The organism is Longimicrobium terrae, from assembly GCF_014202995.1.
GTDB classification, from domain to species: Bacteria; Gemmatimonadota; Gemmatimonadetes; order Longimicrobiales; family Longimicrobiaceae; genus Longimicrobium; species Longimicrobium terrae.
Genome location: NZ_JACHIA010000015.1, coordinates 117,996 through 142,039, shown reverse-complemented (window position 1 = coordinate 142,039; position 24,044 = coordinate 117,996). Strand labels below are relative to the sequence as shown.

Below are 24,044 nucleotides of genomic sequence, written 5' to 3'. Positions count from 1 at the left end.
TGTACCTTCCTGGGCCGTCTCCCTCCATTGATCATCTCCGCCTGCCAATTACCGAAGCCGAGCGGCTTTCGGGCGCGGCGCTGTCGCGCATTACCACCCGCACTTGCGGGCCACACGTTCCCCTTAAGAGGACTGCATGCGACGGATTCTTCCCTTCGCGATATTTGCGCTGCTTCCGTTCGCCGGGTGCGTCAGCGCACGAGCGACCATGCTCGGCCAAAACGAGCAGCTTCCCCCCGTGCTCGAAACTGACGTGCGGGTGTTTCTGAGCGAGGGCCAGGTCCCGGCGGAGTGCTCGCCCTATGCGCTCATCCATACGACCGGCGCGGCCAACATGACCGACGAGACGGACATGATCGCAGCCGCCCGCCGGCGGGCCGGAAAGATCGGGGCCAACGGTGTGCTTCTGGGCGAGGTGAAGGAGCCGGGCACCGGAACGCAGGTTGTTTCTGCCATTTTCGGTGTACCGGCCAACCGGAAGGGCCAGCTTGTGGCGTACCGGTGCGAAGCGGGGGGAGCGGCACCCTCATCTGGTGGAGCCGCGACTGTGTCGATGGATGAGCTTCCCATCTACTACGTCGACTGAGCAGGCGGGTCGCGGATCGCGATCGGCAAAGAGGCCCCGGCGAACGTTCGCTGGGGCCTCTTCCGCTTCAGGCAACCAGTTGCCGGACTCCCTCCATCCAGCCAGGGCCATCCCGCATGAATCCCAATCGCGCGCCCCGACCTCCATCCGCCTTGCCTGACTGCGGGGTTTCGGGTCGATGGATACGGTACAAGTTCGCGGAATCAGCATTCTCCGCGTGATCGATCAGCCCGACGTTCGCTCCTGCGCCCGTGCCGGTGCGCGAGCGCAGGATGACCAGCATATTCACGGCCCGGTTGGTCGTCCCCGAATCGTCCCGCGAAGATGCTCATGACCCGAAGTCACGACGCCAACACCCAGTCGCAGTTCGGGCCGCGCGCGGCCCTGTACGTCACCAGCGCCATGCACGCCGCAGGCCCGGACCTCGACGCGCTGGACGAGATCGCCGCCGAGATGCGCCCGGAGCGCGCGCTGGACCTCGGATGCGGGGGCGGGCACGTGGCCTACCGTCTCGCGCCACACGCGGGCGAGGTGATGGCGTGCGACCTTTCCGCCGAAATGCTGGCCGTGGTCGCGCAGACCGCGAGCGAGCGGGGGTTGATGAACATCCAGACTCATGAGGCGGCCGCGGAGCGCCTGCCGTTCGACGATGCCACGTTCGACCTGGTGGCGACCCGCTTCAGCGCGCACCACTGGCGCACCCTGGAGCCCGGGATCGCGGAGGCGCACCGCGTAGCCAAGCCGGGCGCGACGGTGATCTTCATCGACCCGGTCGCGCCGGGACGCGCGCTGCACGACACCCACCTGCAGGCGGTCGAGCTTCTGCGCGATACGTCGCACGTACGCGATTACACCGTGGCCGAGTGGACCGCCGCCGTGGAACGCGCCGGCTTCATCGTGCAGCGCGTGCGCCGCCACCGCATCCGGATCGACTTCGACGACTGGATCGCGCGGATGCGAACGCCCGAGCCGCTGGTCGCCGCGATCCACGCCCTGCAGGCCGCCGCGTCGGACGAGGTGCGCGCCTACTTCGCGGTCGAGCCCGACGGCTCCTTCCTCCTCGACATCATGACGCTCGAGACCACCGCCTGAACGCGGGATAACGGGAGCCGCGCCTCGGCCCATCGCCCGTACGCGCACCGCCGGGAAGGCAGGAGGGCCTTCGAGGCGGTGTCTCGATGGACATTCCTCTTCCGGAGGCGCAAGCAACGAGCAGGATGGGATGAACACTAAGGAGCCTCACCGGCATGGCTGCTCAGATGCTGTCGGACTGCTTCGGCGCGCTAGAAGCGATTACCTACTCGAAGATGAACTGGCGCGCCACGCTCTGGAGGAAGAACTGTCTATAGACGTGCAGGTCGCAGAGGCAGTGATCGAGGTTGGCAGTGACCTGCACGAGGCGTGCATACCGGTCGTGAGGAACGCATCAGCAGAGTGAAGACTTCGTCGCTCGCTCTGCGGCGGCTAGAGATATTGAGCGCCAACCCGTGCGCCCTATTAGCACAGTGCTCTGCCAACCAGACGTTCATGCTCCCGCATCGAGAAACGGGCTTGATGTAGCTCTTTCCTCACCTTCCCTGCTCCATAATCTTCTCCCTGCGGCATTTCCTCCCCCGGCATCGGTGCGGATCGTGTGCGGCATTACTTTAGGTCTGTTGCGAGTTCAGGAACCAGATCTTCTGGCTTAAGTGGGACGGTAGTGACATCTACACTAATTGTTAGAACTTGCTTCACCGGTGCTGGCAGGCGGTCTCCGTAGATGAGCACCGCAAGGCGCATCACCCCCGATTCTGCTGCAGTAACGTATAGAGTGCGATCGGCGATGACTGTTCGGCCTGGCTGCAACGCTCCCACGTCTAGTTCGCTGTGATAGTCTTCGGTTCTCCGCCTCGCTGAAGATCGGCTGAATTGGAAGATTGTAGACATAGAGTTCATCGTCTTGGACGGCTGGCCAGGGATCTCGTCTGATCCCAATATTTTGGTCCCCCGCGGTCCGTCCAAGAGCGACACCTCGAGAAGCACATCACGGACACCTACGTTGCCAAGATTCTGAGCTCCCAGCCGGAGAGGATGAAAGGAGCGCAAGAACGCTTGATATCGCGCGTATTCTCGGTAAAAATTTGGGTTGGCGGAGGAGGAGCTAAACACCGTGATAGTCAGGCTATTAGGCTTCTTTTTTTCTTCCTGAAAATCGGGAATAGCCTTGACCTCATACTCTACGCGATCGAGAGCAACAGAGAGTTCTTCTCCCAAAAGGTCGTCCACCAGGGCGTCTGCGAATTCGACATGGACAAGAGGCCGTCGCTCATCGACTTCCTCGTCAATCACTTGCCCTTCGGCAGCAGCGAGCATGAGCTTTCGAACGTGCATCTCAAGCTGCCTGGACAACTTGTCACGAAACTCGACGATGGTCGCGTAGTTCTCTACCAGGCCCTGCGGATAGGTGGCGGATTGGTATTCGCGAAGCGCACGCAGCTGATCGAGGTCGATCGAAGTCGGATCTACTCTCGCGCGGGAGAAATACAGCATGACGGGCTTTCCCGCCCGTCCAGCATGATCAATCTCTTCTAACGTTCCACTAGTATGCTCGCCAGTTGGTGATCCTAAGCGCGTCCAGAAGATGCCGATCAGGAGGTCGGCGTGATCGATGACTTCTCGATTGATCGTTTCTTGGGGGCGCTCACCTAAAGTGGGCGCTGTGTGTGTTTCCCACCGCAACGGCAACAACACCGCTTTGCGGTCTGCCGAGTGAAGATCGTTCCATTCTTGGATGGCCTTCACCACCGTCGCCCGCTCTTCTTCCACATCAGACGGTGATGCAATTGCGATCCTAAAAACACGTGCAGGGTAACTCATGTGTCCTCTGGCGAATCAGTGAGCTTTGATAAACCGTAGGTGATGTCCACGCGCTTGCCCCGCTTGCAACGCGATATTCAGGCTGCGATCATGCGATCTAGTAATCTGGTGGCCCAAGGGAATGTCGGTGTACGATCACTGCAGCAACCCGTGCTCCAGTTGCGGGGAAAAGCACGCTCAGCAAAGCCCCCTGAATTGATCGCCTTGTGCTCACCACGCGTACGCCGCAGCATCTTCGATCAGGATCGTGGGTCTCAACGCGGCCGCAGTTCCCGCACGCGCTACATGTCGACCAATCTACCATCCCTCGTCCGCTCCGGCATCAGGAAGACTCCACTCGCCGTCCGGCGCTGATACAGCCCGCTCGGGGGCGCGGGCGGACGATTGGGCGAGCGACGCTTGAGCGCGGCGCGGGGACAGGCCACCGTTGGCGCACGTAGCTGTTCCGTTTCCCGCAACCGTGCGTGCGATGATCAATCCTATCAGCCGTCTTCTGATCCCCCTTCTGCTCACGTGCGCGCTGGCGGGCGCCGCACACGCGCGGGGGCGGCCCGAGGTCACGGGCAACTGGCTGGTGCGCGTGGCGGGGGCGCAGCCGTTCTCGGTGGTGCTGTCGGTGGATGAGCACGGCGGCGTGCTGACGCCCCGCGCCATGTCGCGGCAGCAGACCATCGTGCCGACCTCCGCGGCGCTGACCGGTTCGGGGTTCGTGGTGCGCGCGGCGGCGTGGGAGCGCGAGTGGGCGCTGGACGTGGCCGTGCGCGGCGATTCGCTGCGGGGCAGCTGGAGCGGCGCCGGGCAGCCGTCCCTCCCTGCGTCCGGGGTGCGCCTGCCGCGCGAAACGCTGGCGCCGTTGACCGGGACGGCGGTGTTCGACAGTGTTGTACGCGTGCTGGAACGGCACTTCTACGATCCCGGGTACAACGGCGCGGACTGGTCCCGGCTCGTGGCCGAGGCGCGCCCCCACATCGCAGCCGCGCGCTCCGACGGCGAGGCGTACGCCGCCATCAGCGGGATGCTGCGCGCGATCGGCACCTCGCACCTGAACTTTACCGCCGTCCCGCGCGTCGCCTCCCCTGCCCCGGCGAGCCTCGCGGCCCCGACCGCGACGAGCACGAGCGTGCCGGCCGCAGCCAGCCCCGTCGTGAGCTGGCGGATTCTGTCGCCCTCGATGGGATACATCCGCATCGAGAACTTCGGGCCGACGGGCGATGAACTGGTGCCGGAGGTGGCGCGAATGGACAGCGCGTTCGCGGCGATGGCCGTGCTGCCGGCCATCGTCATCGACCTGCGCGGCAACGAGGGCGGCTCGGTGGACCTGGCCTATCGCCTGGGACAGCACCTGATCGCCACGCCCGTGCCCGCGGGCTACTTCGTCGTCCGCCGCGGGTTCGATAGCCGCGGAATGCGCACCGCGGCCGCGCTGGACGCCGCGACGGTGCCGGTGCTTCCCAGCGACGGCTCGGTGACCGGCGCCATGCTGGCCGGCGCGGTGGATGACGCCGGGGGCGCGGCCATGCTGTACATGGGCGGCGGCCTCGCGCGCACGTACACGGGACGCATCGCCATCCTCACTGACGGGAATACGGGTAGCGCCGCGGAGGCGGTGGCCGCGATCCTCAAGGAAACGCGCGGTGCCGTCACCGTGGGCGAGCGGACGGCGGGCGCCATGCTCTCCTCCGCCGACGTGATGGTGGCGCCCGGGTGGCGGCTTCGGTATCCCGCGATGGACTTTCGCACCGCAGCCGGCGTGCGCGTGGAAGGCGACGGCGTGGCACCCGACGTCGCCGTTCCATCCACCGACAGCGCCGCGCTCCTCCGCGCCGCCGCCGACGCCCTGCGCGTACCCGCGCCCTGATCCGCATGACCCATGCATTGACCGCCGGCTCCGCCCGGCGCCGCTGGACCCTGTACGCGGCGGCGTGGCTCCCCATGATGATGGCGTACTTCGGCGCCATCATGGCCGGCGGGGGCTCCGTGCTGGAGACCTTTCTGTTGATGCTGCACAACGTCGCTCCCGCCGCGCTGGCGGGGATCGGCGTGGTGCACGTGTGCGAGCGGCTCCCGTGGGGCAGCCGCAGGCGCGACCGGCTGATGGGCATCCACACCCTGTTCGCCTTTGTCTACGCACTGGCGTGGTGGGGCGGGATGGTCGTCACGCGCTCGATCGCCGAGTCGCTGTGGGCGGGGCACCCTAGGCTGTTCGTGCTCACGTTTGACGAGGCTCGCTGGCAGATCGGCGCGGGCGCGCTGCTGTACGTGACCATCGTGGCCGTGCGGTACGCGGGCCAGGTAGATGACCGTCTCCGCGAGCAGGAGGCGCGCGCCGCCCGTGCCGAAGCGCTGCGGGCACGCGCGGAGATGCAGGCACTTCGAGCGCAGATCAACCCGCACTTCCTGTTCAACACCCTGCACTCGCTGCTGGAACTGGTGAGCGCAGGCGACGGTCGGGCGGAAGAGGCCATCGAACGCTTCGGCGCGCTCCTGCACCGTACCATCGACGTCCGCCGCAGCGCCGCCGACGACGTTCCGCTCAGCGAGGAAATCCAGCTCGTGCGCGACTACCTGTGGATTGAGCAACTGCGCCTGGGCGCGCGCTTGGTGGCGGAAATCGAGCTGGATGAGGATGCCCTGTCGGCCAAAGTGCCTTCGTTCGTGCTGCAGCCGCTGGTGGAGAACGCGGTGAAGCACGCGGCCTCCACGCGCGTGGCGCCCACCTCCATCCGGGTCAGCGCCGCGCGGGAGCGGGACCTGCTCCTGCTCTGGGTGGAGGATGACGGGCCGGGCGCCATCCTCGAACAGGTGGAGCGTGCACCGGGCGCGGGATTGCGGCTGGTGCGTGGCCGGTTGGAAGCGCGCTACGGTGACAACGAGTGGATGCGGATCACCACGGCGCCGGGCGCCGGCTTCCGCGTCGCGATCGCGCTGCCCGTGGCCGCGCCCGTCTCCGCAACCGTCGGCCAGCAATGATCCTGCGCACGGTGGTGGCGGAAGATGAACCGCTCGCCCGGCAGCGCCTGCTGCGCTTCGTCGAACACGATCCGCGCCTGGTGCTGGTGGGCGAGGCGGAGAGCGGGACGGCGGCGGTGGAGTTGATCGACCGGTTGCTGCCCGACGTGGTGTTTCTGGACGTGCAGATGCCGGAGTGCACCGGGCTTGAGGTGCTGGAGCGCGCCGCACATCATCCCGCACCCGTGTTCACGACGGCCTACGCGGAGTATGCCCTGCGCGCGTTCGAGGTGGAGGCGTACGATTATCTGGTGAAGCCGTTTGGATGGACGCGCTTTCAGGCGGCGGTGGACCGGGTGGCGCGCCGTCTCGCAACCGCTCAGGCGCCCTCGCCGATCCTGTTTGCAGCGGCTCCGTCGCCCGCGCTGGAGCCGTTTCTGGAGCGGCTGTTCGTACGGCGCGGCGGCGAGATGGTGCCCGTGAACCTGCGCGACGTGCACCGCATCGACGGCGCGGGCGACTACGTGATGCTGTGCACCGGGGGCGGGAAAGTGCTGGCGGACATCAGCCTGAACGAACTGGAGCGGCGGCTGGACCCGGCGCGCTTCCGCCGCGTGCACCGGGCGCACATCGTGAACCTGGACCACGTCTCCTCCATCCGCCCATACGACGAACGGCGCCTGTCCGTGCGCTTCGCCGACGGCTCGGAGGTGGTGGCCAGCCGCGCGGGCTCGCAGTCCCTGCGCGAGATGGTGCGCTGACCGGCCGATCGGAGGTGCGTTGCCACGGAAAAGGCCGCCCGCTCGCGTGGCGGAGGAGCGGTTCGAAATGGAGACAGGACGACGGATGGAGACGATGAGCGAGCGCATCCGCTGGGCGGATAACGCGATCCACCTCGCTGCCGCGGAGTAGAGGATGGATGCCGGCAACGATCCCGATGCGCTGTTCCGCCGCTACCGGCGGGAGGCGGTGCTCCTGCACCAGCCCTGGCCGCCGCAGGCCGGGCCGCCGACCAACAGCCATTTCGGCGGGCTTCCCAGGCTCCCCGAAGGCTGCGCGTGGCCCCGCACCTCCAGCGGCAAGCCGCTCCACTTCTTGGCGGAGATCGACTGCGCCGAAATCCCCTTCCCCACGATCCTGCCGGAGCGGGGCGTGCTCTTCTTCTTTGGCCGGGGGGACCCCTACGCCTGGAACACCGAGCCCCCGTCCGATGCCTGCCGCGTCCTATACGCGCCCGACGCCTCGGCTCGGAGCGCGCCGCGTCAGTCGCCCGCGGACCTGCCCCCGCCGAACAGGCCAGCGTCCGAGCCGAACAACGTCCATCCCGCGTGGCCCATCGTCCCTCTCAGGTTCGACACCTTTCCCGAAGTGACCGCGTTTCCCGACCCGAGCGAGCCGGACAAGCGGGGGTGGCGACGCTTCCTGGATCGGTTCGTCCGCGCCCCGGCAAGTACGGAGATCAGCGCGGACATGCGCGACGCGTACGAGGAGCAGCTCGGCGCCCGCCGTGCCGCCGCCCTCGTCACGGCCACCGGCGCACACCCGCCAGCCAGTCCCATGACGTGGCGGGAAAGCATTGATGCAGGCGGCACCATCTTCGACTTCGCCGCGTCGGGCCCGCAGAGCTTTCCGGAGCGCTGGGCCTACGTCCACCATCTCCTCCTCGAGATCCTGGACCGCCCGCTGCTGTACTCCGGTGAGGCGGGGCCGGGAGCGCGGACCACCGAGGCGGAACGCTGGCTCGGCCGCTCACGCGAGGGTCCGCTTCACCGGCCGGTGGCGGAAGATGACCGGCAGGCGCTGCGCACGTGGCTGAGTAGCTTCGACGACTGCCCCAGGCTCGTCTTCCGGGGCTGCGTCGGAACGATGCGTTCGTGGGCGGGCGACCCCGCCCACGCCGCGCTGATCCCGGATCACGTCTACGCCGCCTGCGCGTCCTCTTTCTACGGGTACCACGAGCACGATCCGCGGTTTTCGCAGATGCTCGGTCACGCCCCCGCCTGCCATCAGGCGCGCTCCGTGGACGATCCCGCCATCTGCCTGTTGAGCATCGACACCGATCTGGCACTCGGGTGGTACGTTGCCGACATGGGCGGCAGGTGTACCTTCTGGATCACCCCACAAGACCTCGCCCGCCGCGACTTCAGCCAGGTCGTGGGCAGGTTGGACGGTCGGTCCTAGCGAATGTGCCAGCAACGCAGCGGATTCTGGACGGGCTGCGGGTGTCCTCCAACGGCTCAGGAAGGTACGAGCGCGGCGATCAGTTCGGCGTACGCCTACCCTTTGAGCTCGTCTCTATCACAGTCGAAGTCCCGAACATCGCCCGCGGTGTTCGGGACTTCTGGCTTTTGCGAGCGAAAATTCCCTGCCTCCGCCCAGACGAAATCCCGTGGCCGTAAATCTGGCCGCTGACTTTCGCGTTCTACGACCCCGGTCCCAGCCGCGGCCGGGAAACGAGAGGTGAGGAATGCGAACTGAGAAGCTCAAGGTGGCGCTGTACGCAACGCATTCATCCTGCTCCCGCTCGCCCCTGCCCTTCTCCCCGCTGGTCCTCCTAACCTCTTATCGCAATCCGGCGCCAGAACGGTGCTGCTGTCCAGCCTACGACCGCCCGATCCAAATCCGCACTCCATTCTCCCGCGGGTCATCGTTCCCAAACATTCCGACATCGCAGTCTCGGGCAGATGATCCGCCGCGAACAACTGCGGCCCATCGTGAGAGGTGGACGGCGGGCAGGTTCCGAACACCGCCCGCAACCTTCTGCCGTCCCGCAAAGTGAGCACGTTCACGCGCGGATCAAGACACTGATCGGTCCCGAACGTATGCCGGCCGGGAGAGAATTTGATCGTGCCCGCCCGACCACTGATTCGCAGTCGACAGCATGCCACGCGTGATTCACGAACCCGCAGGCGCGGTGCACAAGACGGCGGCCGTCCCCGCGGCAGGAGCGCCCAACCCCCTTCAGGGAGATCCTCCATGCGTGAAGAGATCAAGACGTTGTCTCCTGGCACCGACGCCGGCCGCGAGCAGGCGCGGCTGGAACTGGGAGAGGAGATGCGGGTGGCCGACCACGCCGTCCAGCGGGAATGCGCCCGCGGGGCGCGGGTGTCTCAGTTCGCCATGCAACTGGCCGGCGTGCAGATGATCCTGCGGCGCAGGCAGGGTCCCGCAGCCTTCCGCAGGCTCAAACAGATGATCAACCGCAAGCAGGCGGGCGGCGGCGAGTTGAAGCGGGCGACTCGGAGGTACGGGGGACAGGAGAAGGGCGCAAACCGGGGGCCGGACATCATGTTCATTCAACGGATAGGACAATGACTGAGCACGGGCTTTTTTATCTGATCTGGCAGGGCAACAGCGGTCTGGGCCGCCTGTTCACCCTGCTCCTGCTGGGGCTGGGCGTGGCGGCGGGGTGGACCGCGTGGTCCCACGTTACCCGCTACCGCGTCCGCGAAACGGGCGCGCTGCGGGCCGTGCGGGCTGCGCTGGTGCGCGCTCGCGAGAAGGACCAGGCCGACGAAGAGGGCCCGAAGGAAGAAGACGCGGAGGAGGAAACGGCGGAGACGGTCCGCCGCGCTCCCGAACTGGTGCCGCTGGAGCTGCTGCAGCAGAGCGCGCCGCGCGAGGAATCACTCATCGGCGACCGCCTCGCGGAGCTGGCGCGCATGAAGCTGGCGCGCGTGCGGGTGAACGTGGACGCGCTTCAGCAGATGACGATCATGCGGGAAAACGCCCGGCCGGGACTGGCGTTTCCCGGGTACGCGGTGGACCTGTGCACCATGGGCGGCATGCTGGGCACCTTCATCGGCCTTTGCATGATGCTGCTGCAGATGCAGGGAGTGATGCCGGGGAACGGCGTTCCCGCCGCGGGCGGCTTCATGGAGGCCAGCGCCAGCCTGGGAAGCATCATCGCCAGCAAGAAGACGGCGTTCGTCACCACGCTGGTGGGGCTGGCGTGCGCGATTACGGTGTCGTTCCTCAACTTCCTGTTGGCGCGTGCCCAGTCTGCGTTCTACGACCAGTTGGAGCGCTTTACCGTGGCCGAACTCCTTCCCGCCACGGTTCCGGCGGTAGAGGACGAAACGGCGATGGAAAAGCTGTCGCTGCAGCTCGCCGAATCGTTTGAAAAGCTGGGGGACGTGGCGCGTGCGCAGGAGCGAAACGCCGAACTGCACATGGGGATGCAGGAGGCGTTCGGCACCACGGTGGAAAGCCTGCGCACGCTGGCCCTGCAGGCCGCCGCCCGCGGCCCGGACGAGGAGTCCGCCGGCGCCGTCGTCGCCCTGGCCCCGCAGATGGCGGAGGTCAGCGCCGCGCTCACGCGGAGTGCCCTGGCGCTGGAGGAGGCGGCGCGGCGCCGCGCGCACGATCCAACGCGAGGCTCCCAACGGCGGGCCGGATGGGGGGCACTGGTCTCCGAATTGGGCGGACTGGCGGCGGACGCCGTGGGTGAGGTGCGCCGGAACCCCGTCGTGGCTCTGGGCGGCGTGTGCGGGATGGTGTTCCTGGCCGTCCTCATCTTCTGACGAAAGGAGGATTCATGAGCACGGTCCGGGTTTCCTCCACGCTGCACACGCGCATCAATTACTGGCCGGCGATGATCGACATGCTCACGTCGCTGCTGATGTTCTTTCTCCTCATCTACTTCGTGGAGCAGAACTTCAGTTCCGCCAGCGCGCAACTCGCGGTCGCCCGCCAGAAGCAGTCGCAGTTCTCCGGCATCCTGGAAAGGGAGTTCGCCCCCGAGATCGCCGCCGGACAGATCGGGTACATCGCCGACCTGAAGCTGCTTCAGGTGCGCTTTGGCGAGGGCGTGCTCTTTCTTCCCGGCGAGCACGAACTGCTTCCGCAGGGGCGCCGGCTTCTGGGAAGGCTCGCCCGGGTGTTCCACTCCGTGAATGCGGACAGCACGCACCCCTACGAGCAGATCCAGATCGAAGGGCATACCGACAACGTGCCCGCCCGGCGCTCCTACTACCCGCACGACAACTGGGAGCTTTCCACCGCCCGCGCCACGTCCGTGCTGCGCTTTCTGACGCGCGGCGCGCGGCAGCCCCTGGACGAGAAGCTCATGTCGGTGAACGGCTACGCCGACAACCGCCCCGCGAACAAGAACCGCCGCAACCTGAACCGGCGCATCGAAATCCGCATCTACTTCTCCGGCGGCGCCCCTCCGGGTACGCCGGGCGCGCGGCCGTGAGCGCGCCCGCGGAAGCGGTGGAACTGCGGCGCGCGGTGTGGCGGCAGGAGTACGGCTACCTGTCCCGGGAGCGGGTGCGCCAGGAGTGGCTGGGGGAGGAGTACCGGCGCGCGCTGGACGAGTACGAGGGGCTCGGGGGTGATCGCGCCACGGTCCGCCGCCACGAACCCGCGCTTCCCGGCGCGTACGAGGACGCGCTGCGCGCCGCGCGCCGCGTACTGGACGGAGAAGGTCCGCTCCGCCTGGCGCTCGCCCACCTGCTGCGCGCGCGGGCCGGGATGGCCCGCATGCGGGACGTGCTGGACGCGAACTCCGCGATCCGGCGGGCCGCGGAGCCGGTGGAGCGGCTGCGTGCGGCCGCGCGCGTTCCCCGGCTGCGTGCGCTTCCGTGTGTGGACGCGCCCGGCCGGCTGCTGCGGGCCGCCCACGCGCGCATGGCCGAAGGAGCGCACGCCCGGGCGGCGTACCTTGCCCGCGCCGCCCGCGGCCAGGCCGAGGCGCTGGCGCCCGCGGAAACAACCGATGCCGACCGGGTCGTGGCGTTGGAGACGGCGTTCCGGAACCTGCGGGCACTGTGCGCGGCCACGCGGGGACTGCTGGCCGACCCCTCCGCGGATCTGTTGTCGGATGGAACGCTGGAGGCCGCGGACGCGCTCGTGGCGGATGGGGAACTGGCGCTGGCGGAGCGGGTGGCGGAAGAACTGGAAGCGCAGCTTGCCCCACGCTCCCGCTTCCGGCAGGCGCTGGAGGCCGAGGGAGAAGAGGCCGAGGTGGTGCTGCATTCGCTGCGGGCCCGCCTTGCCGCCCGCCCGCCGGCCGGGGAGCCGTGGAGCGCGGCCACCCGCATGCTGTGGCAGAGCCGGGTGGAACTGGGAGTGCGCCGGGTCCGCGCGGAGCAGTACGCGCCGGATGCCTTCGCGTCGGGCCGTGCGGACGAGGACGAAGAACCGTTCATGACGAATTCATCATCAACCGGATGAACACACGATGAGCAATCTCACTTTTGACCATCGCCTGCTGAAGGAGCACACCCCCGAGCCGCTGGAAGGCCACGCCGTGGTGGTGTTCGAGCGCGTGGGCGAGGGAGGCGACAAGCTGCACTCCGTCCTCCTGCCGGGTGCGCCACCCGTCAAACCCGGAATCGTGCTCTTCGGCCGGAAGCCGGAATACTTCGCCTACGCGGCGGACACCGCGCCGGAACGTCACCTGGATTTTACCGAGAGCATGCGCCTGGCGGACCACGTGAGCGAGTTCCGCGTCGTCTTCAATCTCGCCTACTCCGTCGCGGACCCGCGTGCGCTGGCGCGGGAACGCAACGCCGATCCGCTGCGAAAGGTTCGCGATCAGGCGCGCGTGGTGATCAAGCGCGAGGTGGAGCAGCTTCCCTGGCAGGCGGTGTGGGAGAACTTCCCCCACTACGCCCGGATGGTGGTGGAAGACTGCATGGAGGAACTGCGCGAGATCTCCCGCGCGTACGGCATCGCCATCCGCTCGCTGCGCCTGTCGGTGCGGCTTCCGGACGCGATGGAATCCAAGCTGGTGAAGATCCGCGACGAGGCGCTTGACCGGACGGTCCGCGGGGTGGACGGCCGGGGGCGGATCGAGGACGAAATCTACAACGCCGCCGCGGGTGCCGTGGGCCGGGGCGACATGGCTACGGCCGAGGACCTGATGAACCGCATTCCGGGCCAGGGGCGCCGCGAGGTGCTGGCTGGCGGGGGTGGATGGAACGAGACCATCTCGGTGACGGGAGCCTGGCCGGGGAGGCTGGCCCCGGGTGCGCCCGGCGGCGTGCGTGCACTTCCCGCCTCCACCGGGGCGGGCGAGAAGGGGCTGGAGGCGGTGCTGGCCGACGTGGTGGCCGCGACCCTCGTGGTCCGCGGGCGCATACAGCGGCTGGCCCTGCGCTCCGCGTTGCTGCACCTGGCGGCCGAGCTGCTGGTGGACGACGCGGGCGATGGTGCCGCCACGGTGCGCTACGCGGAACGGGCCCGCTCCGCCCTCCAGGCGCTGGATCCCTCGCCCGGCGGCGCGGCCCTGGACGCGCTCAAGGCGCTCGCCGACCCCGACCAGCTGCGCGACCGGCTGGAGTAGCACCGCCCCCGCGCGCTTCATCTGAATCCGTTGACCAACCTCGATTTTCCTTGATATCCCGGAGTGACAATCATGTCCGACATGGATCCCACAGCCGGACCCATCCCCTCGCCCGATCCCGCATCCGCCCCGCCTGCTTCAAGGGACAGAATAGAGCAGGAAATTCAGGGAAACATCACCGCCGACACGGTGACTCTGGCCGGAAAGCAGACGAATCTGGCCGACGGGGCTACCTGGATCCAGGAGCAGTACCTGGTTCAGCAGACCCGCACCGTGGTGCGCCGCTTTTCCTGCGGGGACGGACTGGACGTGGGAGACGGCGACGAGGTGGGGGCCGGGTGGGGCACCGGCCTGGACGGGCAGATTGAAACGCTGGTGACGCATCTGGAAGAAAAGCGGGTGCTGCTGCTGAGTGCGGAGCGCGGGGCGGGCAAGGTTGCCGCCGCCCTGTACCTAGGCGCCCAGCTTCGGCAGGCCAAACGGTGCAGCAAGCTCACGCTGGTCTCGGACTCGCTGGACCGGCAGGTGCGCATCGACGTACGCCACCTGGCGGAGCGGGACAAGGGTCTGGCCGGCCGGGTGATCATCTTTCGCAAGCCGTTCGGGCGCGCCGACCCGGAACTCGCCCGGCTCTTCGAAAAGACGGACCGGGCGGATTGGGAGCAGCTCACCGCACGCCTGCGGCAGCAGAACGCCTATCTGGTCTTTACGGCGGACCCCAAGGACGCGGCCCTCTTTCACGGCCGCGCGGCCCTGCAGGGTTTTCTGCGCGAGCTGCCGCCCCACCTGCCGACGCAGTTGGAGAGCGGGCTGGACGACAAGCTGCAGGCCCTGGAAGCGGCAGGCGCCGCGCGCGAACCGCTGGATGCGCTGCGCGCCGGCCGCAAACCGCTGCTGGAATCGTTTCACTTCAGTTCGTCGCTGGCGGAGTTCGTGGACTTCTTCGTGGACCACTTCCGCCCCGACCTTGGCCTGGACGACGCCATCGCGCGCTTTCACGACAGCAGCGAGTGGCTGCTGCAGGAGCTGGAGCGCGACTTCGAGTTCTGGAGCTTTGGATTTACGCTGGCGCTCGCGCAGTGCGCACCGAACGCGCAGGGAATCGCCTGGATGGATTTTGACCGGCTGCACCGGCGGGTGCGGCAGTGGCTGCGGCGCGACCTGAACCAGCGCCCTACGGCCGCGTCCGAGGAGGAAGACGACGACTCCGCCGAAATCCATCCCGCGCTCTCCGAAGAGCGGCTGCTGCGGCGCTGCCGGGCGGAGATCATCAAGGATTCCAGCACACTGGGCGACGTAATCCAGTTTCGCGACGGCGCGCCGCCGCAGCGGCTGTGGACGGTCATCCTGGAGCGGCACCGGCGCGCGCTCACAACGATCCTTCCGGGACTGCGCGAGCTGGCCGAAAATGGCGCGGACGACCTGCGCTCGCTCCGGATTCTGGCGGCGCAGATCCTGGGGCGCCTTGGCGAGGTGGACCCCCACCGCGTCACCTTTCCCCTGCTGGAGCGGTGGGTTCGCTCGGACAAGGGACGGCACCACGGCGTCGTGGGGCCGCTCTTTGACGGAGTGACTGGAAGCGGAAGCGAGCGGTACCGCAGCCTGTGCCTGGGGCACCTGCGCCACCTGCGCAGGAACGGCCCGCAGGGAGCGCTTCATGCCGCCATCGGGGCGTATTCGTGGATCGGAGACCACGACCTGAGCCACGCCATGCGCGAACTGGGTGAAATCGCCCGCGAGCACCTGGCGCCTCTCATCGGCGACATGCAGCAGGTGGGAAAGCTGCTGGCGGACCTGGAGCGCGAACTGCGCGCGCCGGACGGCGTCGATGACAGAGACAGCCTGATCGCCTGCCACAGGCTGCTGCGCGACCTGATGGGGCTGGTTTACGAAAACAAGAAGGAGACGCTGCTGGGGGTGCAGGGCACGCTGGTGTCGCTGTGCCTTACGGCGGGCGCGATTCCGGTGTTTCGCGGATTGCTGAAGTGGGTCGAGGCGGGCGGATGGAAGACGGGCGTGCTGATCGCGCTCATGTTCCTGCACGACAACGGGATCGCGAACGCGCTCAAGGCCTCCAAGGTGGAAGTCGATTCCGGCGGTTCACAGGCTGCGTGCAACCCGCTGATCCTGTGGGTGGCGGCGGGAAACGACGAGGTGCGCCATACGGCGCGCTTTCTGGGTGAGTTGTACGAGAGCCTCACGACCGCGCACGGTGTGGATGCCCGGATGCAGCGGTATTGCCGCGAGAGCCTGCAGGGCCACCTGCTGGACTGGGCACGCGACGCCGCTCCCTTTCCGGACCTGACGGCGCCCATGCGCAGCCTGTTCGAGGCGCTGGCGACGACTCACGAAGGCAAGTTCCGCGAACCGATGGCACGGCTTCTTGAACGGCGCGAGTTCCACGATTCGGCCGAACCGCGGCTTCGGGCGTTCGGGGCGTCGGTCCGGTGCTGATTCCGAGCCTACCGGCTAGGAAGCAATCTCCGTGGGATCAATGCATGTGGAGCATGGCCGCAGCTTCAGGCGTCGTGATCGCGTGGACTCAGAGCGGATACGGCTCAGGATGATTGTAAGCGGCGGTCATTCAGCCCGCGGGCGGATCCCATCCTCGGAGAGCCATCATCATTCTCCACCGGATTGCACCGTCAGCCGGGTTGCAGAATGTGACGGGATCAGATAAGGTTCGGGCACCCATTCGCATCCGCCCCGGAACCTTGCCAAGAGCAGTCCCATGAAGAAGATCGTGCTGAACGTGGACGCGCTGACGGTGGATTCGTTCGTGGCCGAGTCGGAGAGGTCGCCCGTGCGTGGAACCGTGCAGGGACACGCGACGCTGCTCCCCCGCTGCTTTCGCACCGAGGTCAATTGTACGATCGGCTACAACACGTGCGATGAATTCAGCTGCGTGGAAACGTGCGGCTACCCGTACAAGCCGGCCTGCTGATCCATCGCCCCTGCCCTCATCCACAAAGCAGGAACACGGGCAGATCGTTTCGGCAGGCGAGGCTGCAGCCACCTGACATGTGCTGCCGCGGGAAAGCAGATCGGCCGCCGGGCGCACCATGCGCGCCCGGCGGCCGATCATCGTTCCATCCAGAATACGCCACAGCGGATGAAAGCCGCGTGGCCCGGCCCGCGCGATTCCCTCCGGCGCGGATCACGCCGTCGGCCTGCGCTTGCGGCCGGTGTGCGGATCGCCGAGCTGCAGCATGCGGGCGGCCACGGCGGACATGTCGCCCTGCACGCCAAAGGCGGAAAACGCGTATCGCACCATGGCCAGCGCCAGCTCGCGCTCGCCCACCACCGCGCGCCCCACGCCCGACGCCTCCAGGTGCGTGCGCTCCTCGTCGCTGTGCGTGCGCACCACGGTGTCGATCCCCGGGTTCACCTTGCGCGCGTGGTCCAGAATCAGCCGCGCCTGGAACGCATCGGGCGCGGAAACGATGAGAAGCCTGGCGCGCTCCAGGTGCGCGTGGTGCAGGATGCCCGGGCGGCTGGCATCTCCAAACAGCGCCGGAACTCCGCGCGCACGAAGCGCTTCCACCTCTTCGCGGTTCTGCTCCACCACCACGTACGGAATCCCTTCCGCCGCCAGCGCCTCGCCCACCGGCGCGCCCACCCGGCCGTGCCCCACCAGCACCGCGTGATCGCGCAGTCCCTCCTCGTGCACGTCGGCCGGCAGTTCCGCCAACTCGCCCGCGGGGCGCTCCAGCAGGTCCGCGATCCGCGGCCGGGCACGCACCCATTTTTCGATGGGCGCCACCGTCGCAAAGATCAGCGGGTTGATGGTGATGGACAGCAGCGCGCCCGCCAGGATCAGGCTGTGCCCTTCCTGCGTCAGCAGCCCCAGGCTCATCCCCAGTCCCGCCAGGATGAAGCTGAACTCGCCGATCTGCGCCAGGCTGGCCGCCACCACCAGCGCCGTCCGCACGGGATAGCGGAAGGCGAGCACGATCCCCAAAGCCGCCAGCGACTTCACCACCAGGATGATGGCGACCACGGCCAGAACCTGAAGCGGCTGCCGCAGCAGCACCGCGGGGTCGAACAGCATGCCCACGGACACGAAGAAGAGCACCGCGAACGCGTCCTGAAACGGCAGCGCGTCGGCCGACGCCTGGTGGCTGAGGTCCGATTCGCTGATCACCACGCCGGCGAAAAAGGCCCCCAGCGCGAAAGACACGCCGAACAGCAGCGCCGCGCCCACGGCGATTCCCAGCGCCACGGCCAGCACGCTGAGCGTAAACAGCTCGCGCGAGCCCGTCCGCGCCACGCGCGCCAGCAGCCACGGCACCGCGCGGCGCCCGACGACGAACATCAGGGCCAGGAACGCGACCACCTTGCCCAGCGTCAGCAGCACCGCCATCAGCACGCTGCCCTCGCCCTCCGCCGGCGTGCCGCCGAGCGGGCCCGCGAGCGCGGGGAGCAGCACGAGCGCCAGCACCATCGCCAGGTCTTCCACGATCAGCCAGCCCACCGCGATCCGCCCGTCCGCCGAATCCACCAGCCCCCGCTCTTCCAGCGCGCGCAGCAGCACCACGGTGCTGGCGACCGACAGCGACAGGCCGAACACCAGGCCCTGCCCCCACGGCCATCCCCACAGGCGGCTCAGCAGCGCGCCCGCCGCGGTGGCCACGGCGATCTGCACCACGGCGCCGGGAAGGGAGATCTTTCGCACCGCCAGCAGGTCGCCGAGCGAAAAGTGCAGGCCCACGCCGAACATCAGCAGAATGACGCCGATCTCGGCCAGCTGCGATGCCAACCCGGCGTCGCCCACGAAGCCCGGGGTGAACGGGCCGGCCGCCACGCCGGCCAGCAGGTAGCCCACCAGCGGCGGGAGCCCCACGCGGTGCGCCGCCATCCCCAGCACGAACGCGAGGCCGAAGCCCGCGGCGAGCATGACGATCAGAGCGGTTTCATGATGCATGGGCGTACTCCGTCAAGGAGACGAAAACGGATCTCGGTTGGCGGTTCTGCTGCATTCTTTCTCCGGCCTGCGGGTAGTCGAAAAACGGATCACACCCCCCTACTTACGAAAGCGGGCGCTCCGCTGCAACCCCTTGGCGGGGCAGAAGATTGGCGTGATGGGACGGATGGGAGTGCGTGAGTGCGGGGTGCGTCAGTGCGTGAGGACGGATGCGCGTCCGTTTGTTTTCACGCCGCCGCGCGGGATTTCGGGAGTGCCGCGGAGGATGAAAAACGGAAGCGCGGGGGCCATCGGCCGCCGCGCTCTTGTGTTCATCCCTGCTCTATTGGGCGGGGTGGATTCCGGTCGATCTGGATCGTTCGAAGCTCAGCCCTTGGGCGCGTACCGCAGCCGGACGATGCCGGACGGATACGGCGTCGCCTCAAGCAGTTGCAGCGTGCGACGCTGGGCGGCGTCTTCGATGAGCGGACGGCCGGCGCCCAGGAACACGGGCTGTACGATGAGCTGATACTCGTCGATGAGGCCGTGCTCCGTGAGCCGCGCCACGATGCTGCCGCTGCCGAACACCATGATGTCCTTGCCGGGTCCGGCTTTGAGCGCCTCGATCTCCGCCGGATCAAAGGACGGCAGAACGCGCGAGTTCTGCCACGGGAAGTCGGTGCGTGTGGTGCTGAACACCAGCTTGGCGGATTCGTTGATCCACCGGGCAATGGCGCTCATGTCGTGGCTGCGCTCGCCGGGCGCGTGCGGGTCTTCGGCGCCGGCGGCGTGGGCGTCCTTGGCGGCGCCGGGCCAGAAGCTTTCGAACATCTCGTACGTGCGCCGCCCGAAGATTATGGCGTCGGCTCCGGCGAGGTTGTCGGCGGCCGACGCGTCCAGCTGCGGCTCGGGCACCACCCAGTCCAGCATGCCGTCTGGCGAGGCGAAGAAGCCTTCCGCGCTCACCTGGTTGAACATCACGATTCGCCGCATGCGTCTCCGGAGGTCTGGGTGTGATCACGCCCGCCGCGCTCGCGGCCCGGCATGCCGCTCAACATACCGACCGGTCTGACTGCTGCGCCAGAGGATTGATGATACGATGCGCAATCAGGCGATCGCGCGTATCCTGGACATCGACTTCCCGCGTGAGAGTGGCGTGTGTTACGCGACCTTGGCTCGGCGGGAAAGTAGATCCTTCGCTCGCGCCCGACTCTGGCGCGGAGGAAAGAGCGGCGCACGCTCACTCAGGATGACATGGCTGGGCGTGGTAACTGGCCTCCCCGCAACGACATGTCATCCTGAGGAGGCGCCGGCGGATGTCTCAGGCGCGCCGAACTGTGGCGCCGACGAAGGATCTGCTCTCCCCACGAGAACGGGCGTGCGTATCGCGACGTTGAACCGGCTGATGGTAGATCCTTCGCTCGCGCCTGGCCTCGGGATGGAGGAAGGAGCCGCGCACGCTCAGGATGACGCCTCGCGGTGGTTTGGCCGATTGTGCTGCTGCTGATCCACTTACGGCCACACGCGGCGGCTTCGATCGCCTCGGAACAACCGTCAATCGCACCCTGATCATCGTGGTGGTGACGGCGTTCAGGTCGCGGGCGCGGCGAGGCGGGCGGCTTTGAGGGTGAGGTAGTCGCGCTCGGGGATGCTGGCGGTGCGCGCGGCGGCGGCGCGGTAATGCTCGATGGCGCCAACCGGATCGCCCGCGCGCTCCAGCAGGTGCGCGCGCACGGCGTCCAGGCGATAGTGCCCGCGCAATCGCGGATCATCGTCCAGCGCGGCGAGCAGGTCCAGGCCGGCGCGCGGCCCCTGCACCATCGCCGCGGCGATTGCGCGGTTCAGCGACACGATGGGATTGTCCGACATCCGCTCCAGCAATCCATACAACGCATGGATCTGCGCCCAGTCCGTGTCCTCCGCGCTCGGCGCCTCGTCGTGCACCGCGGAGATGGCGGCCTGGATCTGATACGGCCCCACCGCGCCGCGGGCCAGCGCACCGGACACCAGCGCCACGCCTTCCACAATCTGCCCCGCATCCCACCGCGAGCGGTCCTGTTCATCCAGCGGAATCAGTTCGCCGTTCGGACCCGTGCGCGCCTCCCGCCGCGCGTCCGTCAGCAGCATGAGGGCGAGCAGGCCGGCCACTTCGCCGTCGCCCGGCAGCAGCGCGTGCAGGCCGCGCGCGAGACGGATGGCCTCGCCGCTCAGATCCGTGCGCTGGAGCCGCGCCCCGCCGCTGCTCGCATATCCTTCATTGAAAATCAGATACAGCACGTGCAGCACCGCCCCCAGCCGCGCCGCGCGCTCGCCATCGGAAGGCATGCTGAACGGCACGCCGGACGACTTGATGCTCTGCTTGGCGCGGCTGATCCGCTGCGCCATCGTCGCCTCCGGGACCAAGAACGCGCGGGCGATCTGCGCCGTCGCCAGCCCGCCCACGGCGCGAAGGGTGAGGGCGATGGCGGAGGCCGGCGTGAGCGCGGGATGGCAGCACATGAACAGCAGCGTGAGCGTATCATCCGCATCCACAGCGACTTCCGCGTCCGGGGGCGGCACGAAGGCCCACTCCGCCCACACCTCGCTCGCGACCGCGTCCTCGCGGCGGCGGCGCGCCATTTCGCTGCGCAGATGATCGGTGATCTTGCGCAGCGCCACGTGATACAGCCAGCCGCGCGGGTTGGCGGGCACCCCGCCGGACGGCCATTGCACCGCCGCGGCGATCAGCGCCTCCTGGACGGCATCCTCCGCGGCCGCGAAGTCGCCGTGCCTGCGCGCCACCGCGCCCAGCACCTGCGGCGCCAGATCGCGTAGCAGGTGCTCGACGGATGGAGCCAGCGCGTTCGCCGTCACGCGTCCGACGGCGGGGCGCCCATCACCTGGCGCACCTCGATGGGCATGTGCAGGGGCGCGCCGCCTGGGCCGGGCACCATGGAGGCGCGCGCGGCGATCTGGTACGCGCGCTCCGGCCCGTCCACGTCCACCACCCAGAAGCCGGCCAGGAACTCCTTGGTTTCCGGGAACGGACCGTCTGTCACCGGCGTGCCGTCTGGCCCGGCGCGGACCAGGCGCGCCTTGCCCGGCTCGGCGAGCGCGTGGATGGCCACCAGTTCGCCCGCCGCGGCGAGGTCCGCGTTCAGCGCGCGCCAGTAGTCCATGTGCGCGTCCCAGTCTTCCGGCGCCCACTGCTTGTGCTGCCATTCGCCGTCACCGCGCGGCGTGTTCATCATCAGCAGATACCGCATGCCGCTCATCTCCCGTTGGATGGCGTTCGTTCGCCTTTGCCGCCACGCGTGAGCCTCGTCATGCGTGGGCGGCGGCGGGCTGTCCCCTGCCGGATGACGCCAGCCCCGCGCAACGGATGCGCGGGACCGGTCGGCGGGTCAGTCGGTGGAAGGCGCCTCGCCCACCTGGCGCACCTCGATTGCCATGTTCATGGGCGCGCCGCCGGGGCCGGGCGCGGCGGAGGCGCGGGCGGCGAGTTCGTACGCGCGCTCGGCGCTGGCGACCTGCACGATCCAGAACCCCGCAAGGAACTCCTTGCTCTCCGGGAACGGGCCGTCCGTCACCGGGGCGCCGTCGGTGCCGGCGCGTACCAGACGGGCCTCGCTGGGCGGTGTAAGCCCCTGCGCGTCCACCAGTTCGCCGGCCGCGGCAAGCTCCGCGTTGAACTGGTGCATGAACGCGATGTGCGCCTTGAAGTCGTCCGGCGACCACTGGTTGACCTTGTAGTCCACCGCGCCGGACGAGGCGGGCGTGTTCATCATCAGCATGAACTTCATGGATCGTCTCCTGTGGCGGATCGGGAGCCCGGGGCGGGCATGCGCGGCGGCCGTCATCGGCGCCTGCATGGTGTAGTCGGAGCCGGTGCGGCGTTCTCTACACCACCGAATCACATCGATCGAAGATGCTGTTTCTCGTCATCCACCGAACCTGCAGCGACCGCGGGCACCGGACGCGGGAAGTTCCAGATCGCGCCAGGAGCATGACAAGAACGGGCTTCCAGGCGCGGGCTCGGGGCACGTGGCGGGCAGCTTTTACGGAATCGCGGCCCACATGGTGCAAAGCTTGCGCACCGATCGGGATGGGTGGGGAAATTCTACGGGGAGAAGCACATGAAAGCACTGGTCTGGCACGGCAAGGACGACGTCCGCATCGACAACGTCGCCGATCCCGAGCTCAAGGATTCCACCGACGTCATCGTGCGGATCACGGCCACCGCCATCTGCGGATCGGACCTGCACCTGCTGGACGGCTACCAGCCCACGCTGGTGCCCGGCGACGTGCTTGGCCACGAGCCCATGGGCATCGTGGAAGAGGTGGGCAGCGGGGTCAAGAACCTCAAGAAGGGCGACCGCGTGGTGGTGCCCTTCATCATTGCCTGCGGAGAGTGCTTCTTCTGCCAGAAGGGGCTGTTTGCCGCGTGCGAGCGCAGCAATCCCAACGGCGAAATGATGGAAAAGGCCGTGGGTCACCGCGCGGCGGGCGCGTTCGGTTTCAGCCACATGCTGGGCGGATTCTGGGGCGGGCAGGCGGAGTACATGCGCGTGCCGTACGCCGACGTCGGCCCGCAGAAGGTGGAAAGCGACCTGGCGGATGAAAAGGTCCTCTTCCTGTCCGACATCTTTCCCACGGGGTGGATGGCGGCGGAAAACGCGGGGATCGAGCCGGGCGACACCGTGGCCATCTGGGGCGCGGGCCCCGTGGGGCAGATGACCATTCAGAGCGCGTGGATGATGGGCGCCGGCCGGGTGATCGTCATTGACCGGGTGCCGGAGCGGCTTGCCCTTGCCGCCAGCGCCGGGCGCGCGGAGACCATCAACTTTGACGAAGAGCACGTCAAGGAGCGCCTGGACGAGATGACGGGCGGGCGCGGCCCGGACCGCTGCATCGACGCGGTAGGCACCGAGGCGCACTCGCACGGCTCCATCGACGCCGTGCTGGACAAGGCCAAGAAGACGCTCAAGCTGGGGACGGACCGCGCGCACGTGCTGCGCGAAAGCATCCTCTGCTGCCGCACGGGCGGAACCGTGTCCATTCCCGGCGTCTACGTGGGGATGATCGACAAGTTCCCGTTCGGCGCGGCGATGAACAAGGGACTGACCATCAAGACCGGCCAGACCCACGTGCAGCGCTACACCCAGCTGCTGCTGGACAAGATCGAGTCGGGCGAGATCGATCCGTCGTTCATCATCACGCACCGGGCCAAGCTGGACGACGCGCCGGAGCTGTACAAGACCTTCCGCGACAAGAAGGACGGCTGCATCAAGGTGGTGCTGACCCCCTGATTCCGCCACGCGGATGATGAAAGAGAGGGCGCGGAGTGGTCTCCGCGCCCTCTCTTTTTCGTTCATCGGGCGGACCTCGTCCGACTGCTTCAGCGCAGGATATCCGCCGAGCCGACCGGTTCGGTGCATCGCCGGACCGGGAGGCCCCTCCCCGCTCCCCTCCCGGCCCAA

Annotated in this window: 21 protein-coding genes; 15 read left to right on the top strand and 6 right to left on the bottom strand. The window is 67.9% G+C overall.

From position 1 onward, the window contains the following. Positions 1 to 136: 136 nt before the first annotated feature. The 3 genes from HNQ61_RS20355 to HNQ61_RS20345 all read left to right on the top strand — a co-directional run bounded on the left by HNQ61_RS20355 (position 137) and on the right by HNQ61_RS20345 (position 2,024). Positions 137 to 586 (top strand): hypothetical protein, encoded by a 450-nt coding sequence (locus HNQ61_RS20355; RefSeq protein WP_170038211.1) that lies wholly within the window; start codon positions 137 to 139, stop codon positions 584 to 586. 330 nt (positions 587 to 916) lie between these two features. Then, complete coding sequence (locus HNQ61_RS20350; RefSeq protein ID WP_170038212.1) at positions 917 to 1,678, top strand: class I SAM-dependent methyltransferase; 762 nt, start codon at positions 917 to 919, stop codon at positions 1,676 to 1,678. Between the two features lie 130 nt (positions 1,679 to 1,808). Beyond that, positions 1,809 to 2,024 (top strand): hypothetical protein, encoded by a 216-nt coding sequence (locus HNQ61_RS20345; protein ID WP_170038213.1) that lies wholly within the window; start codon positions 1,809 to 1,811, stop codon positions 2,022 to 2,024. A gap of 203 nt (positions 2,025 to 2,227) precedes the next feature. Here HNQ61_RS20345 and HNQ61_RS20340 read toward each other — a convergent pair whose 3' ends face one another. Next, a complete protein-coding gene (locus HNQ61_RS20340; protein WP_170038214.1) occupies positions 2,228 to 3,442 on the bottom strand; it encodes a hypothetical protein in 1,215 nt (404 codons plus the stop codon). Positions 3,443 to 3,911: 469 nt separating this feature from the next. Here HNQ61_RS20340 and HNQ61_RS20335 point away from each other — a divergent pair, with 469 nt between their 5' ends. The 11 genes from HNQ61_RS20335 (at position 3,912) to HNQ61_RS20285 (ending at position 16,626) form a co-directional block, all read left to right on the top strand. Next, complete coding sequence (locus HNQ61_RS20335) at positions 3,912 to 5,300, top strand: S41 family peptidase (RefSeq protein WP_170038215.1); 1,389 nt, start codon at positions 3,912 to 3,914, stop codon at positions 5,298 to 5,300. A 5-nt stretch (positions 5,301 to 5,305) separates the two neighbouring features. Then, positions 5,306 to 6,412, top strand: a complete 1,107-nt coding sequence (locus HNQ61_RS20330) for a sensor histidine kinase (protein WP_170038216.1) — start codon at positions 5,306 to 5,308, stop codon at positions 6,410 to 6,412. Then, positions 6,409 to 7,152 carry a LytR/AlgR family response regulator transcription factor gene (locus HNQ61_RS20325; RefSeq protein ID WP_170038217.1) on the top strand — a complete coding sequence of 248 codons (744 nt, stop codon included), beginning with the start codon at positions 6,409 to 6,411 and terminating at the stop codon, positions 7,150 to 7,152. Before HNQ61_RS20330 ends, HNQ61_RS20325 begins: the two co-directional genes overlap by 4 nt. A gap of 154 nt (positions 7,153 to 7,306) precedes the next feature. Then, positions 7,307 to 8,572 (top strand): DUF1963 domain-containing protein, encoded by a 1,266-nt coding sequence (locus HNQ61_RS20320; RefSeq protein ID WP_170038218.1) that lies wholly within the window; start codon positions 7,307 to 7,309, stop codon positions 8,570 to 8,572. 795 nt (positions 8,573 to 9,367) lie between these two features. Then, a complete protein-coding gene (locus HNQ61_RS20315; RefSeq protein ID WP_170038219.1) occupies positions 9,368 to 9,706 on the top strand; it encodes a hypothetical protein in 339 nt (112 codons plus the stop codon). Continuing rightward, positions 9,703 to 10,914 carry a MotA/TolQ/ExbB proton channel family protein gene (locus HNQ61_RS20310; RefSeq protein WP_170038220.1) on the top strand — a complete coding sequence of 404 codons (1,212 nt, stop codon included), beginning with the start codon at positions 9,703 to 9,705 and terminating at the stop codon, positions 10,912 to 10,914. Before HNQ61_RS20315 ends, HNQ61_RS20310 begins: the two co-directional genes overlap by 4 nt. A gap of 14 nt (positions 10,915 to 10,928) precedes the next feature. After that, positions 10,929 to 11,588, top strand: coding sequence for an OmpA/MotB family protein (locus tag HNQ61_RS20305; protein WP_170038222.1), 660 nt, complete (start codon positions 10,929 to 10,931; stop codon positions 11,586 to 11,588). Next, on the top strand, positions 11,585 to 12,568 hold the full coding sequence (locus tag HNQ61_RS20300) for a hypothetical protein (protein ID WP_170038223.1): 984 nt from the start codon (positions 11,585 to 11,587) through the stop codon (positions 12,566 to 12,568). Before HNQ61_RS20305 ends, HNQ61_RS20300 begins: the two co-directional genes overlap by 4 nt. A gap of 7 nt (positions 12,569 to 12,575) precedes the next feature. Next, positions 12,576 to 13,682, top strand: coding sequence for a hypothetical protein (locus HNQ61_RS20295; protein ID WP_170038224.1), 1,107 nt, complete (start codon positions 12,576 to 12,578; stop codon positions 13,680 to 13,682). Positions 13,683 to 13,871: 189 nt separating this feature from the next. Continuing rightward, positions 13,872 to 16,136, top strand: a complete 2,265-nt coding sequence (locus HNQ61_RS20290) for a hypothetical protein (RefSeq protein ID WP_170038226.1) — start codon at positions 13,872 to 13,874, stop codon at positions 16,134 to 16,136. Between the two features lie 277 nt (positions 16,137 to 16,413). Next, complete coding sequence (locus HNQ61_RS20285; protein WP_170038228.1) at positions 16,414 to 16,626, top strand: hypothetical protein; 213 nt, start codon at positions 16,414 to 16,416, stop codon at positions 16,624 to 16,626. A gap of 213 nt (positions 16,627 to 16,839) precedes the next feature. Here HNQ61_RS20285 and HNQ61_RS20280 read toward each other — a convergent pair whose 3' ends face one another. From HNQ61_RS20280 to HNQ61_RS20265, 5 genes are all read right to left on the bottom strand, one after another. Then, positions 16,840 to 18,606, bottom strand: coding sequence for a cation:proton antiporter domain-containing protein (locus tag HNQ61_RS20280; protein ID WP_170038230.1), 1,767 nt, complete (start codon positions 18,604 to 18,606; stop codon positions 16,840 to 16,842). 366 nt (positions 18,607 to 18,972) lie between these two features. Continuing rightward, positions 18,973 to 19,578, bottom strand: a complete 606-nt coding sequence (locus HNQ61_RS20275; protein WP_170038233.1) for a dihydrofolate reductase family protein — start codon at positions 19,576 to 19,578, stop codon at positions 18,973 to 18,975. 597 nt (positions 19,579 to 20,175) lie between these two features. Then, positions 20,176 to 21,438, bottom strand: coding sequence for a sigma-70 family RNA polymerase sigma factor (locus HNQ61_RS20270; RefSeq protein WP_205761978.1), 1,263 nt, complete (start codon positions 21,436 to 21,438; stop codon positions 20,176 to 20,178). Further along, positions 21,435 to 21,830: a YciI family protein gene (locus tag HNQ61_RS28345; RefSeq protein WP_205761980.1), complete on the bottom strand. Its 396-nt coding sequence runs from the start codon at positions 21,828 to 21,830 to the stop codon at positions 21,435 to 21,437. The genes HNQ61_RS20270 and HNQ61_RS28345 overlap by 4 nt, the downstream gene beginning before the upstream one ends. A 138-nt stretch (positions 21,831 to 21,968) precedes the next feature. Next, on the bottom strand, positions 21,969 to 22,367 hold the full coding sequence (locus HNQ61_RS20265) for a YciI family protein (RefSeq protein WP_170038237.1): 399 nt from the start codon (positions 22,365 to 22,367) through the stop codon (positions 21,969 to 21,971). Between the two features lie 333 nt (positions 22,368 to 22,700). Between HNQ61_RS20265 and HNQ61_RS20260 the strand changes: the two genes are divergently transcribed. Then, positions 22,701 to 23,873: a zinc-dependent alcohol dehydrogenase gene (locus HNQ61_RS20260; protein WP_170038239.1), complete on the top strand. Its 1,173-nt coding sequence runs from the start codon at positions 22,701 to 22,703 to the stop codon at positions 23,871 to 23,873. The last annotated feature ends 171 nt before the right edge of the window (positions 23,874 to 24,044 follow it).